The following is a 12686-nucleotide window of genomic DNA, read 5'->3' as shown; positions in this document are numbered from 1 at the left end:
CTGGAATCGGCTAAGGATTCGCCAAGAAGCGGCCAGGACGCCCAGCGACGAGAGCCACCGGCTCACTGGCGGAGCGCGGCCACGGCGTCGTCGGCGCTCCAGAAGTCGCCGACGATGCGGAACACGCCGGAGGGGAGGTGCAGGCGTTCCGCCCGGTACCGGAGACCGAGGTCGTGCGGCACGATCCGCAGGNACCCTCCAGAGGCGCTCGCCGGCCGGTTGCAGCACCTCTGTGGCGCGCCGCAGCGACGGCGTCGCCCAGCGGATGGTGGGTGCGGGAGAGATGTTCGTGGTCATGGATTCCTCCTTCTGATTCGAACATAGGGACGACCACCGACATTGGCGCACGACGGGCCCGTTGGATTCCCTACACTGTGCTGGTGACCGCGACCGTCTGGCTCTCCCTGGTCGCGGCCTGCCTCGTCATCAGCCTCACGCCCGGCGCCGGTGCCATCAACACGATGACCAACTCGCTCAACGAGGGATGGCGGCGCTCGATCTGGGGGATCGTCGGGCAGCAGCTCGCGCTGGTGGTGCACGTGGCGATCGTCGCGGCAGGCGTCGGCCTGCTCGTGGCACGCGTGCCCTGGCTGTTCGAGACGGTCCGCTATCTCGGTGCGGCCTATCTCGTGTTCCTCGGGATCCGGCTGATCGCGGCGCGGGTGCCGGAGGTCGTCGCGGACGACGAAGAACCCAAACCTGCGGAGGGGCGCTGGCCGATGCTGCGCCGCGGATTCTGGGTCAACCTGCTGAACCCGAAGGCGATCGTGTTCTTCCTGGCGTTCGTCCCGCAGTTCATCCGGCTCGACCGCGACCCGTGGCCGCAGTACCTGCTGCTGATCTCGACGGTGGTGGTGATCGACGTCGTGGTGATGTGGTTCGTGTTCGCGGCGACCGCTCGCACGTTCCGGCGTCTCACCGCGAGCGCCGGCGGCCGGCGGACGCTGAACACCGTCTTCGGCGCGCTGTTCATCGCGGTGGCCGCGCTGCTGCTGTTCGTGCATTGATCCCGCACAGCCGCGGCGCCGCGCGGGTTCTGCACCGGGTTCACGTCGCGGACTCCGTCGCATGGTCCGCCGCGCCACGCTGACGGCAGGAACGGAGCCGCCGCAGGCTCCGGCGAACATGCAGAGGAGCACGTCATGGCCGACAACATCACCGTCGTGGGGAACATCGCATCTGCGCCCGAGCCCGGGCGCACGCCGACCGGCATCGAGACGCTGACCTTCCGGCTGGCGAGCAACAACCGGCGCCCGGACCCGAAGACCGGCACGTGGGTCGACACCGGCACCAACTGGTTCACGGTGCACGCGTACCGGTGGCTCGCCGAGAACGCCATGGCCTCGCTGAGCAAGGGCGACAGCGTGATCGTGACCGGGCGGCTCCGGCTCCGCGAGTGGGAGACCAAGGAGGGCAAGCGCGGCATGGCGGTGGAGATCGAGGCCGACAGCATCGGCGCGGACCTGCGCTGGGGGCGCAGCACCTTCCACAGGGTGTCCCGTGCGCCGATGCCCGGTGCGGCGAACGCGACGGAGCCGGCCACCGAGACGGATCCGGGTCCCGTACCGGTGGGCGCGGGCGAGCCGGGACCCTCCGACGGCTGGGCACCGGAGGGGGAGAAGGAGACGCCGTTCTGAGCCCGGATCCCGGTGCCGGCACGGGGCCATCCCGCGGCCGTGGCGGACCCGAGCGAGGCCGGATTCGAGGCCCTTAGACTCAGGGGGTGAGGGGATCGAGAACGGCAGTGCGACGGCATCGCCGTGCGGGGCTCCTCGCGTCATTCGTGCCGGCGGTCCTGCTCGTCGTCGTGCTGACCGGGTGTGCGCCGGGTGCGGCGACGTCGACGGCACCGTCCCCGTCGGGCTCGACCGCCACGCCGAGTTCACCGGCCGCGCCCGCGCCGACCGGATCCGCGCCCTCGGCGCCGTCGCTGCATCCGGACGGGTCCGCAAAGGACAATCTGCCGTACTTCACGGCGATCGTCGCCAAGGTGTGGGCCTCGGGGGAGCGCGCCTCCAACCGCGCCTACATCGACGCCATGGCCGCCGCGGGCTTCGCTCGCGCGGACATGCAGATGACCGCCGACACCACCACCGTCGACAATCCCGCCGAGAGCTTCCAGTTCTCCGTGCGGTGGGGATCGACGGAGTGCCTGGTCGGCCAGGTCGGGCCCTCCACCGGCGATCCGGTCACCGCCGTTCTGCCGCAGCTCGCCGGCGGACGGTGCCTGATCGGCAGCACCCCGCCCGTCGGCGGGTAGCGGTCGCAGGTAGGCTGGAGTGTCGATCCCGTGGGCCTCCGGCCCGCGGGCGACCCGCAGCTTTCGCAATCGTCGTCCCGCACGACAGAAGGAGTGCCCTGGTGGCTGAATACATCTACTCCATGGTCCGCGCCCGGAAGGCCGTCGGCGACAAGCTCATCCTCGACGACGTCACGATGGCGTTCCTGCCCGGCGCGAAGATCGGCATGGTCGGCCCGAACGGCGCCGGAAAGTCGACGATCCTGAAGATCATGGCCGGCCTGGACACACCGTCCAACGGCGAAGCCAAGCTCACCCCGGGATTCAGCGTGGGCATCCTGATGCAGGAGCCCGAGCTGGACGAGACGAAGACCGTCCTGGAGAACATCCAGGAGGGGGTCGCGATCAAGGCGAAGGTCGACCGCTTCAACGAGATCTCGGCGCTCATGGCCGACCCGGACGCCGACTTCGACGCGCTGCTCGCCGAGATGGGCGTGCTGCAGGAGGAGATCGACGCGGCCGACGGCTGGGACCTGGACTCCCAGCTCGACCAGGCGATGGATGCGCTGCGCACCCCGCCGGGCGACGCCAGCGTGCAGAACCTGTCCGGTGGCGAAAAGCGCCGAGTGGCGCTCGCGAAGCTCCTGCTGCAGAAGCCCGATCTGCTGCTCCTCGACGAGCCCACCAACCACCTCGACGCCGAGAGCGTGCTCTGGCTCGAGAAGCACCTGCAGGCGTACAAGGGCGCGGTGATCGCGATCACGCACGACCGGTACTTCCTGGACAACATGGCCGAGTGGATCGCCGAGGTCGACCGCGGTCGCCTGATCGGCTACGAGGGCAACTACTCGACCTACCTGGAGAAGAAGGCCGAGCGCCTCGACATCCAGGGCAAGAAGGACGCCAAGCTCGCCAAGCGCCTCAAGGACGAGCTGGAGTGGGTGCGCTCCAGCGCCAAGGGCCGCCAGACCAAGTCGAAGGCGCGCCTCGCCCGGTACGAGGAGATGGCGGCCGAAGCGGAGCGGACCAGGAAGCTCGACTTCGAGGAGATCCAGATCCCGGCCGGTCCGCGGTTGGGCAGCGTCGTGATCGAGGCCAAGAAGCTGAAGAAGGGTTTCGACGGGCGCTCGCTCATCGACGGCCTCAGCTTCAGCCTGCCGCCGAACGGCATCGTCGGCGTGATCGGCCCGAACGGCGTCGGCAAGACCACGCTGTTCAAGACCATCGTCGGTCTCGAGCCCCTGGACGGCGGCGATCTGAAGGTCGGCGAGACCGTCAAGATCAGCTATGTCGACCAGTCGCGCGCGAACATCGACCCGGACAAGACGCTGTGGGAGGTCGTCTCGGACGGTCTGGACATCATGATGGTCGGCAAGACCGAGATCCCGTCCCGCGCCTACGTCTCCAAGTTCGGGTTCAAGGGCCCGGACCAGCAGAAGAAGGCGGGCGTGCTCTCCGGTGGTGAGCGCAACCGCCTGAACCTCGCGCTCACGCTCAAGGAGGGCGGCAACCTGCTGCTGCTCGACGAGCCGACCAACGACCTCGACGTGGAGACCCTGGGCTCGCTCGAGAACGCCCTGCTCGAGTTCCCCGGCTGCGCCGTGGTGATCACGCACGACCGGTGGTTCCTCGACCGCATCGCCACGCACATCCTCGCCTACGAGGGCACCGACGAGAACCCCGACCAGTGGTACTGGTTCGAGGGCAACTTCGAGTCCTACGAGGCCAACAAGATCGAGCGCCTCGGCGCGGACGCCGCCAACCCGCACCGCTCCACGCACCGCAGGCTCACGCGTGACTGAGCCTGCGGGCTCCGCCGTCGTCGGCGATACGCCGCCGACCGGGGAGCGGCTGCACATCCCGATCCATCTGCGCTGGGGCGACCTGGACGCCTTCAACCACGTCAACAACACCTCCATGCTGAAGCTGCTGGAGGAGGCGCGGGTGCGAGCGTTCTGGCGCCCTGGCGAGGGAGAGCACGGGCCGAGCACCGCCGTGCTGAACTCCGGGATCGACGCGGGCGTACTCACACTCGTCGCGCGGCAGGAGATCGAGTACCTCGCCCCCGTGCCGTACCAGCGCCATCCGCTCGAGGTGCAGCTGTGGTTCGGCAAGCTCGGCGGATCCAGCGTCGAGGTCTGCTACGAGGTCTACAACAACGCCGCGTTCGAGGAGCGGGTGCTGTACGCGCGCTCGACCGCGGTGATCGTGCTGGTCGATGCGGCGACCGGCCGTCCGACCCGGATCAGCCCCGAGATGCGCGAGGCCTGGGAGCCGTACGCGGGTCCGTCGATCGTCTACGCGCACCGCTGAGCCGGATGGTCCCTGAGCCTGTCGCAGGGCCGGAGCACGCGGTTCACGCCTCGGGAACCCGGACCGTGATCTCCTGGGCGACGCTCGCGATCAACGTCCCGGCGCGGTCGTAGATCCGGCCGCTCGCGAGGCCGCGGCCTCCGCGGGCGTTCGGCGACTGCTGCACGTACAGCAGCCAGTCGTCGACCCGGCCGGGTCGATGCCACCACATGCCGTGGTCGAGGCTCGCGACCTTGAGGCCCGGCGTCGCCCAGCTCAGACCGTGCGCGCGCAGGATCGACTCCTGGATCGTCATGTCGCTGAGATAGGCGAGGGCCGCGCGGTGCAGCGCCGGGTCGTCAGGGAAAGGGGCCCGCATGCGCATCCACACCGCCTGGTGCGGCACCTGTTCCTGGCCCGCGCCGAGGTAGATCGGCCCCTCGACGTGGCGCATGTCCACCGGGCGGTCCGCGAGCATCCTCCGCGACAGCGGATGGATCCCTTCGGAGAGCTCCTCGTCCGTCGGAAGATCCTCCGGCCCGGGGATCCCCTCCGGCATCGGCACGGCATGCTCGATGCCGGGGTTGTCGTCCTGGAAGGACGCGATCATCGAGAAGATCGGCACGCCGTTCTGGAAGGCCTGGCAGCGCCTGGTCGAGAACGACCGGCCGTCGTGGATCCGGTCCACCGCGAATGTCAGTCCCTGTGAGGCGTCCCCGGCGCGCAGGAAGTAGCCGTGCATGGAGTGCGCGACGCGTCCCGCCGGCAGGGTGCGCTCGGCGGCGACGAGGGACTGCCCGAGCACCTGCCCGCCGTAGATCCGCCCGGTCGGCATCGGGTGCGAGGTGCCGGTGAAGATGTCCTCGGTGGTGCGCGCGTCAGACGAGTCTAGATCGAGGATCTCGAGCAGCGTCCTGACCGACCTGCGGGCGTCCTTGTCCGAGCTCATGGGATCCTCTCCGCCGGCGGTGCGATGACGCCGGCCGGAACACGCCAGAGGCGGGCCGTCGGCGGTTGCTAGTTTAGGGGGCGTGCCCACGCCGCTGATCCTCGCCGACCCCGACACCGCGCGCGACGCGCTGACCTTCGTGTCTCGTGCCGCCCGCGCCTCCGACGACGGCGTGCGGCTGCAGGCGGACGGCGGGATCCTGGCGATGACAGCGGCGGCCCTGGCCCCGCAGAGCCTGTTCGACGCGACGCCGACGATCCTCGCGATGCGGATCGTGCGGGCGGATCCGGAGCTGCGCTGCGACATCGTGATCGACGAGCTCGGAGCCACGGACGACCCGGCCGCGCTGGCTCTGCCCGACACCGGGCGCAGCCCTGCCTGGGCCGGTGTCGCCCCGCCGCGCGGGGGCTGGACCGCCGCGGGGGTGCTGGGCAGCGACGTCATCGCGCAGCGCGCGCAGTGGGGCATCTCCGCGGTCGCACACGGTTCGCCCGCCGGTGCGGGGGAGGACGCCGTCCGGGCTCTGCGTGCCGCGATCTGGGGCGAGCCCGACGCGGAACTGCTCGGCCTGCCCCGCGGCGTCGCCTTCGCGGCGCACGCCTTCGGCTTCATCTCCGGCGCCGAACAGGTGCCGATCACGGTTTCCGGCCGCTGGACGCGTCTCGCGTTCGCCCGCGGCCACGTGCTCAGCCGCGGCCCTGCTGCCGCGGGTCTGACGGCCGTTCGTCCGACGGGTCGACCCACACCGGCCTGACGAGCTCGTCCAGCCCGATCCCGAACGTCGCGGACAGTTTCAGCCAGGTCTTCAGATCTCCGTAGTGCCGCCCCTGCGAGAGATTGATCAGGGTCTGACGGCTCACGCCCGAGCGTTCGGCGAGCTGTTCGAAGGTCAGACTCGCCGCGTGCCGGGCCCGGTTGAACGCGACGCGGAGCTGATCCAGGTCCGGCTCCGGCGGCTTGTTGTGCACTCCTCCAGTCGACCTGGGAGTTGTTTATGAGTCAGCACAGAATCTTGTACTATCAGTACAGAAAACTGTGATGGAGCGGTAGTGCGCTCCCGGATCTCTACTGGGGGAGACGAATGAAGAAGCCATCGATGCTGCTCGCGCTGGGGACGCTCGCGGTGGTGCTGAGCGGATGCAGCGTCGCCTCGGCACCCACCACACATCAGACCGTCGAAGCGTCGGACGCGGCCACGCCGAAGGCCGCGACCAAGAGCATCACACCGAAGGACTTCAACAGCAGCCAGCTTCTCGGCGGTTCGGTGAAGCCTTCCTTCCCCGAAGGAGATGCGGGCAAGGTGTCCGTTGTGGCACAGGGGCAACTCTCGAAGACGGAAGGGATGGGCAGCGGAATGCTGCTGATCGCGTTCCGCAACAACACCGCCGATGCCGTCTCGCACGTCGACTTCAGCGTGGCGGCGAAGGCCGGCGGCAAGGTCGTCGCAAGCGGGAACAGCCAGACCGGCTCCATTCCGGCGCAGGTGCAGCCGGGCGAGGTCGCCCTCGACTACATCTATTTCGACAATGTGGCTTCGGTCCCGGACACGGGCGTGACATACGAGTTCACGACCCAGACCCTGCCCGCGGATACGTCCTCCTATAACACCGCTGCGCTGAAGGTCACGCAGGCCGACAACAACGGCGAGGCGATCATCGGCTCGGCCACGAACACCAGCGACAAGACCCTGATGGGACCGTACGGGGTCTATGCATACTGCTTCGACGGAGACAACCTCTCGATGCTGCTCCAGGACTATGCGACACCGGGCAGCGAGCTCGGCGCCGGCGACCAGGTCGCCTTCACGGTCAACCTCTACGACCGCACGTGCGACGTGTTCGCGCTCGGAGTGTCCGGCTACTTCAAGTAGGCGATCGATCCCGCCGATGCGATGCGGGCTCACACGATCGTCGACTCGAGCGCGAAGCTCACATTCGAATTCCCCCCATGACCGTCTCTACAGTGAACGAGCACATCGTGAGTGACAAGAAGACCCAGCGCGAAGCGGCAGCACCATCGATCGCGTTGCCCGACGATTTCCAGGACAGGGTGTTCGCGGCGATCGCGGTCCAGCGTCCGGCCGCGACCGCGTACATCAAGGAGATCCGGCGCAAGAGGCCGAACGCCACCCCGGTCGAAGTCATGAAGGTCATCGAAGCGCAGTACGTCGCGACGACGACGACCGCGAGTGCTGCCATCGGCGCCTCAGCCTCCATCCCCGCCGTGGGCGTCCCGATCGCCATCGGCCTGGGCGTCGGCGACCTGCTGTTCTTCTATGAGACGACCGCGCTCTTCGCTCTGTGCATGGCCGAGCTTCGGGGAATCGCGATCGACGACCCGGAGCGAGCCAAGGCGGTGGTGCTGGGCGCGCTGCTCGGTGAGAAGCGGAAGAGCAAGATCGCCGCGACGATCCTGGGGGCCCTGCCCGCCGGCGCGACCGTCGCGGGCGCGCGGTACGCGGCCGGTGCTGCGGCGGCCGGCGCAATGCCCAAGTGGGGTGACCTGCTCGCCGAGCAGCTTCCCGACTCGGCCCTGGTCCCCGTCACGATCGTGCTGGCTCGGCAGGCGATCGCGCAGGGCGCCCTGATGGGAACGGTCAAGATCAGCTCGAAGGCGATTCCGGTGATCGGCGCCATCGCGGGTGGCGCCACCAGCTTCTACTTCGGCGGCAGCGTCGTGAAGGCGTGCCGTGAAGGGTTCTCGGGCCCGGCGGAGACCTGGCCGGAGTGGCTGGAGCTCACAGATGCGGACGGCGATGGCGTGCCGGATCCGTCCAAGGCCGTGCTCGCGATGCGCGCGGCGTCGGAGTCCGCGAAGGAGTTCGGCGAGAACATGTGGGAACGGGTCGTCGATGCGACCGAGGTCTTCCGCAGCGTGGACCTGGACGGAGACGGGATCCCCGACGCTCCTGCCGCGCTCACGGCCGTCAAAGGCGCAGCGACCGCGGTGGGCGACGCCGCGGGAGGCGCGGCGCGCACAGTCGGCGTCGTCGCGTCCGGAGCCGCCACGGCCCTGGCAGCCGCTTTGAAGCGTCGCAAGGGCGGCGAATCCGACGGGGAAGCTGCGACGTGACCCCGGAGACCGCGCGGTGGATCCCGGCGCGCGGTCAGACCTGCACGAACTCTCACAGAACAGGCCCCATCACATGACCCGCACGTCTGCATTCGCCGCTGCCGCCCTCGTGGGCGTGCTGGCCCTCTCCGGGTGCTCCGCGCCGTCGAGTGGACCCGCTCCCGCCGCGCAGAAGCCCAGCTCGTCGCCGGAACAGCCCAAGCCCGCTGACCTCGTCGGGGAGTGGGTCGAGGAGAAGGCGGGCGACTCGACGCAGTCGGCGACGATCACCGCCGACAGCATCTCCGTCAACTGGGTCAACGCCAAAGACGGCACGACCGCGGTCTACTGGGTGGGTACGTACCAGGCGCCGACGACGGCCGGCGACTTCGTGTGGACCTCGACGCGCGACGAGGCCGCCACCGATTCGGCGCTGCTCGCTTCCACCGACCCGACCAAGGAGTTCACGTACTCCGGCGGCAAGCTCTCCTACAAGGTCACCGCGATGGGCGTCACGAAGACCATGGAGCTCGTCCGCAAGTGACGCCGGTCACGACCGCCGCCGACGTTGTCGGGGGCCGGCGATCCTCAGCCGCGCCGCCCGACCGCCGGGGTCAGACCGCGCCCGCTGCCGCCCGGCCCGCCTCGCGTCCGGAGAAAAGACAGCCGCCGAGGAACGTGCCCTCGAGCGCACGGTAGCCGTGCACGCCGCCGCCGCCGAAGCCGCTCGCCTCGCCGGCCGCATAGAGCCCGAGGACGGCGGATCCGTCGGCGCTCAGCGCACGGCCCTCCAGATCCGTCTCCATGCCGCCGAGCGACTTCCGGGTGAGCACGCGGAGCCGGACAGCCACCATCGGACCGGCGGAGGGGTCCTGCAGGCGATGCGGGGTCGCGGTGCGGATCAGGCGGTCGCCGCGATAGGCGCGCGCCGAGCGCAGCATCGCGACCTGCGCGTCCTTGGTGAAGTCGTTGTCCATTTCGCGATCCCGCGCGACGACCTCCTCGCGCACCCGGTCCGGATCCAGCGCCTCGCCGCCGGGCAGCTCCCGCATGCGTGCGATCAGCCGCGCCAGATCCTTCTCGACGACGAAGTCCTCGCCCCGGTCCAGGAACGCCTGCACCGGGTCGGTCGGGCCCTTGGCCAGCCGCGAGCGCACCAGCAGCGGAACGTCCTTGCCGGTGAGATCGGGGTTCTGCTCGCTGCCGGAGAGCGCGAACTCCTTCTCCACGATCTGCCGCGTCGTAACGAACCAGGAGTGGCCGTGCCCGGTGGTGCGCAGGTGCGCGAGCGTGCCGAGCGTGTCGAACCCCGGATAGAGCGGCACGGGCAGGCGCCGTCCGGTCGCGTCCAGCCAGAGGGAGGACGGGCCGGGCAGGATCCGGATCCCGTGCCCTGGCCAGACCGGATCCCAGTTGCGAATCCCCTCCACGTAGTGCCACATCCGGTCGCCGTTGATGAGCCGAGCGCCGGCGGCGGAGGCGACGGACTGCATGGAGCCGTCCACGTACGCGGGCACCCCGGTGAGCATCTCGGCGGGCGGCGTGCCGAGGCGCTCCGGCCAGGCGGCCCGGACCAGGTCGTGGTTGCCTCCGATGCCCCCGGCGGCGATGATCGTCGCCGCGGCGTCGATCTCGAAGCCGCCCGCGACCTCCCGGCCGCTCTGCTCGCCACGGGCCGCGGCGGAGGACGTGAGGATCTCGCCCTCCGCGCCGGTGACGGTGCCGTCCTGCGTGCGGAGCGCGGTGACGCGGTGGCGGGGGAGGACGGTCAGCCGGCCCGTCTTCTCCGCTTCCTCGACGGCCGTCTGGAAAGGCGCCACGATACCCGGCCCGGTGCCCCAGGTGATGTGGAACCGGGGCACGGAGTTCCCCGGCCCGAGAGCGCCGTATCCGCCGCGTTCGGCCCAGCCCACGATCGGGAAGAACCCGACGCCGCGCTCGCGGAGCCAGGAGCGCTTCTCGCCCGCGGCGAACTGCAGATACGCCTCGGCCCAGCGCCGCGGCCAGGCGTCCTCCTCGCGGTCGAAGCCGGCGTTGCCGAGCCAGTCCTGCCGCGCGAGGTCGTACGAGTCCCTGACGCCCATGCGGCGCTGCTCGGGCGAGTCGATGAGGAACAGCCCGCCGAACGACCACCACGCCTGACCGCCGAGATCGGTGCGCGGCTGCTGATCCACGATCACCACCCGTCGCCCCGCCGTGATCGCCTCGGCGGCCGCGACGAGCCCGGAGAGGCCCCAGCCGATCACCAGGACGTCGGTCGAGTGGATGCTGGTCTTCGCCGTCATGAGGTCTCCGTCGATCTCTCGGGGTGATGCGCGCGGCTACAGGGTCGGGCGCCCGCCGGCGTCCGGGCCGATCCCGGACGGTTCGAACGTGTTCACCATGGCATGAGCCGCACGCTCGAGGTAGTCCCATAGCGTGGCCTCGTGGATCGGCGGCAGCTGCGCCTCATCGACCGCGATCCGCATGCACCGCAGCCAGCGGTCGCGCGCGTCGGGGTCGACGTGGAACGGCACGTGGCGCATGCGCAGCCGAGGGTGTCCGCGGCGTTCGCCGTACGTGGTGGGCCCGCCCCAGTACTGCTCCAGGAACATCGTGAGGCGCTCGGCCGCAGGCCCGAGGTCCTCCTCCGGGTACATCGGCTTGAGCACCGGATCCTGCGCGACCTCCCGGTAGAAGGCGCCCACGAGACGCTGGAACGTCTCATGCCCGCCCACCTGGTCGTAGAAGGAGACGGGGGCGTCGTCGTCGGCGGTGCTCATGAGGGACTCTCTCCCGGCTTGTCTTCGGGCTTCGCTTCGGGGGTGGCGTCGGGCTCCTGCGCCGGCTTCGCGGGCTTGGCGGGGCGCTCGCCCTTCGACGGCGGCGCGGGCGGAATGCCCTCCGCGTCCGGCCTGATCACCGGGATCGTGCCGGGACTCTTCGGCGGCTTGGCGGAGGGGGCGGGCTTGGCGGAGGGGGCGGGCTTCGCGGTGGTGACCGCGGGGGTCTTCTCGCCGTCCGTCTTCTTGCGTCGCCAGAAGCCGCGTTCCGGGACGACCGGAACCCCCGTCACCGGGTTGGGGCGCGTGCGCGGAGGGTTCGCCCCGCGCACGCGGCGGGCGCCCTCCGGTCCGCTGAGCGTGACCGAGTTCATGCTGGGCACCGCGAGGTCGAGCTCGCGCATCGTGTCGCGGAGGCGCTTGCGCAGCTCCTGAGCCACGTCGTCCATGGTGTTGCTGCGGGTCTTGATGACGACCCGCACGACCAGGGCGTCGCCGGACACCGACTCCAGGCCCCAGAGCTCGGGCTTCTCGATGATCCTGGTGCGCCACTTGGGATCCTTCGCGAGACCCTGCGCGGTCGTGAGCACGGCGTCCTCGACCGCGGGCAGGTCGGCGTCCACGGGCACGCCGAGGTCGACGATCGCGCGCGCCCAGCCCTGCGACATGTTCCCGATGTGGGTGACCTCGCCGTTGCGGACGTACCAGAGCGTGCCGTTCGCGTCGCGCACCTGGGTGATCCGGACGCTGACGTACTCCACGACGCCGGTGGCATGGTTCGCGCCCATGGCGAGGTCGACGACGTCGCCGATGCCGACCTGGTCCTCGGCCACGATGAACATGCCGTTCAGCACGTCCTTGACGATGTTCTGCGCCCCGAAGCCGAGACCGGCGCCGACGGCTGCGGTGAGCAGGGTCAGCGACCCGAGCAGGGTGGGCTCGACGATGTTCACCACCAGGACGATCGCCACGATCACGAACGTGACATTGACGATGTTCTGCAGGATCGAGCCGAGGGTCCTGGTGCGCTGCACCAGTCGCATGTCGGCGAGCGGCGAGCGCTCCAGCGCCTGGGTGTCGTCGACGTTCGCCTTCGACTTCGCTCCGGAAACGATCCGTCGCACCACGCGACGGATCACGAACCGCAGCGAATAGGCGATCGCGGCGCAGACGGCGACCGCGATCACGCAGCTGAGCGCCTTCATGCCGATCACGCCCAGGACTTCGAGCGTGTCCGTCCACAAATCGGCCGCTTTGGTCGCAGTGATCGCGGAGGAGAGCATGTTCATCGCCTTCGATCCTAGTTCGGACGCGCTTGGCGGACCCTGACCGGGCGCGAGGTCTCGGCCAGGGCACGCAGAGGGCCCGGACGATCGAAACCGTCCGGGCCCTC

General features: G+C 69.9%; 14 protein-coding genes. 9 read left to right on the top strand and 5 right to left on the bottom strand.

What is annotated here, in order from left to right:
- Window positions 1–380 precede the first annotated feature (380 nt).
- The 5 genes from ACTJJZ_RS07105 (at window position 381) to ACTJJZ_RS07085 (ending at window position 4552) form a co-directional block, all read left to right on the top strand.
- Window positions 381–1007, top strand: coding sequence for a LysE family translocator (locus tag ACTJJZ_RS07105; RefSeq protein ID WP_440720484.1), 627 nt, complete (start codon window positions 381–383; stop codon window positions 1005–1007).
- A gap of 135 nt (window positions 1008–1142) precedes the next feature.
- Window positions 1143–1637: a single-stranded DNA-binding protein gene (locus ACTJJZ_RS07100; protein ID WP_440720483.1), complete on the top strand. Its 495-nt coding sequence runs from the start codon at window positions 1143–1145 to the stop codon at window positions 1635–1637.
- An 86-nt stretch (window positions 1638–1723) separates the two neighbouring features.
- Window positions 1724–2260: a DUF6993 domain-containing protein gene (locus tag ACTJJZ_RS07095; protein WP_440720482.1), complete on the top strand. Its 537-nt coding sequence runs from the start codon at window positions 1724–1726 to the stop codon at window positions 2258–2260.
- A 101-nt stretch (window positions 2261–2361) separates the two neighbouring features.
- Window positions 2362–4041, top strand: a complete 1680-nt coding sequence (gene ettA, locus ACTJJZ_RS07090; RefSeq protein ID WP_440720481.1) for an energy-dependent translational throttle protein EttA — start codon at window positions 2362–2364, stop codon at window positions 4039–4041.
- Window positions 4034–4552 (top strand): acyl-CoA thioesterase, encoded by a 519-nt coding sequence (locus ACTJJZ_RS07085; protein ID WP_440720480.1) that lies wholly within the window; start codon window positions 4034–4036, stop codon window positions 4550–4552. The genes ettA and ACTJJZ_RS07085 overlap by 8 nt, the downstream gene beginning before the upstream one ends.
- Before the next feature lie 43 nt (window positions 4553–4595).
- On the opposite strand, the gene ACTJJZ_RS07080 is transcribed toward ACTJJZ_RS07085, so the two are convergent.
- Window positions 4596–5480 (bottom strand): acyl-CoA thioesterase, encoded by an 885-nt coding sequence (locus ACTJJZ_RS07080; RefSeq protein WP_440720479.1) that lies wholly within the window; start codon window positions 5478–5480, stop codon window positions 4596–4598.
- An 82-nt stretch (window positions 5481–5562) separates the two neighbouring features.
- Between ACTJJZ_RS07080 and ACTJJZ_RS07075 the strand changes: the two genes are divergently transcribed.
- Window positions 5563–6234 (top strand): hypothetical protein, encoded by a 672-nt coding sequence (locus ACTJJZ_RS07075; protein ID WP_440720478.1) that lies wholly within the window; start codon window positions 5563–5565, stop codon window positions 6232–6234.
- Here ACTJJZ_RS07075 and ACTJJZ_RS07070 read toward each other — a convergent pair.
- Window positions 6167–6448, bottom strand: coding sequence for a helix-turn-helix transcriptional regulator (locus tag ACTJJZ_RS07070; protein WP_440720477.1), 282 nt, complete (start codon window positions 6446–6448; stop codon window positions 6167–6169). The genes ACTJJZ_RS07075 and ACTJJZ_RS07070 overlap by 68 nt on opposite strands.
- A gap of 128 nt (window positions 6449–6576) precedes the next feature.
- Here ACTJJZ_RS07070 and ACTJJZ_RS07065 point away from each other — a divergent pair, with 128 nt between their 5' ends.
- From ACTJJZ_RS07065 to ACTJJZ_RS07055, 3 genes are all read left to right on the top strand, one after another.
- Window positions 6577–7350, top strand: coding sequence for a hypothetical protein (locus ACTJJZ_RS07065; protein ID WP_440720476.1), 774 nt, complete (start codon window positions 6577–6579; stop codon window positions 7348–7350).
- A gap of 77 nt (window positions 7351–7427) precedes the next feature.
- The gene (locus ACTJJZ_RS07060) at window positions 7428–8552 is read left to right on the top strand and encodes a hypothetical protein (protein WP_440720475.1); all 1125 of its coding nucleotides are present in this window, start codon (window positions 7428–7430) and stop codon (window positions 8550–8552) included.
- A 73-nt stretch (window positions 8553–8625) separates the two neighbouring features.
- Entirely contained in the window at window positions 8626–9075 is a 450-nt protein-coding gene (locus ACTJJZ_RS07055; protein ID WP_440720474.1) for a hypothetical protein, read from the top strand.
- 70 nt (window positions 9076–9145) lie between these two features.
- Here the strand turns inward: ACTJJZ_RS07055 and ACTJJZ_RS07050 are convergent, their stop codons facing one another.
- The 3 genes from ACTJJZ_RS07050 to ACTJJZ_RS07040 are packed head-to-tail and all read right to left on the bottom strand — an operon-like array spanning window position 9146 to window position 12582.
- A complete protein-coding gene (locus tag ACTJJZ_RS07050; protein ID WP_440720473.1) occupies window positions 9146–10816 on the bottom strand; it encodes an FAD-binding dehydrogenase in 1671 nt (556 codons plus the stop codon).
- A gap of 36 nt (window positions 10817–10852) precedes the next feature.
- Window positions 10853–11293: a globin gene (locus tag ACTJJZ_RS07045; protein WP_440720472.1), complete on the bottom strand. Its 441-nt coding sequence runs from the start codon at window positions 11291–11293 to the stop codon at window positions 10853–10855.
- Complete coding sequence (locus ACTJJZ_RS07040; RefSeq protein ID WP_440720471.1) at window positions 11290–12582, bottom strand: mechanosensitive ion channel domain-containing protein; 1293 nt, start codon at window positions 12580–12582, stop codon at window positions 11290–11292. The genes ACTJJZ_RS07045 and ACTJJZ_RS07040 overlap by 4 nt, the downstream gene beginning before the upstream one ends.
- Window positions 12583–12686: the final 104 nt, after the last annotated feature.

This window comes from Microbacterium sp. 22242, assembly GCF_052045495.1.
GTDB lineage: Bacteria > Actinomycetota > Actinomycetes > Actinomycetales > Microbacteriaceae > Microbacterium.
The sequence above is the reverse complement of the archived record's forward strand: the minus strand, read 5'-3'. Positions and strand labels throughout refer to the sequence as shown.

Bases quoted from the DNA above. Each gene is read 5' to 3' on its own strand.
- ACTJJZ_RS07100 (WP_440720483.1), top strand. From the start codon at position 1,143: ATGGCCGACAACATCACCGTCGTGGGGAACATCGCATCTGCGCCCGAG.
- ACTJJZ_RS07080 (WP_440720479.1), bottom strand. From the start codon at position 5,480: ATGAGCTCGGACAAGGACGCCCGCAGGTCGGTCAGGACGCTGCTCGAG.
- ACTJJZ_RS07065 (WP_440720476.1), top strand. From the start codon at position 6,577: ATGCTGCTCGCGCTGGGGACGCTCGCGGTGGTGCTGAGCGGATGCAGC.
- ACTJJZ_RS07060 (WP_440720475.1), top strand. From the start codon at position 7,428: ATGACCGTCTCTACAGTGAACGAGCACATCGTGAGTGACAAGAAGACC.
- ACTJJZ_RS07055 (WP_440720474.1), top strand. From the start codon at position 8,626: ATGACCCGCACGTCTGCATTCGCCGCTGCCGCCCTCGTGGGCGTGCTG.
- ACTJJZ_RS07050 (WP_440720473.1), bottom strand. From the start codon at position 10,816: ATGACGGCGAAGACCAGCATCCACTCGACCGACGTCCTGGTGATCGGC.
- ACTJJZ_RS07045 (WP_440720472.1), bottom strand. From the start codon at position 11,293: ATGAGCACCGCCGACGACGACGCCCCCGTCTCCTTCTACGACCAGGTG.
- ACTJJZ_RS07040 (WP_440720471.1), bottom strand. From the start codon at position 12,582: ATGAACATGCTCTCCTCCGCGATCACTGCGACCAAAGCGGCCGATTTG.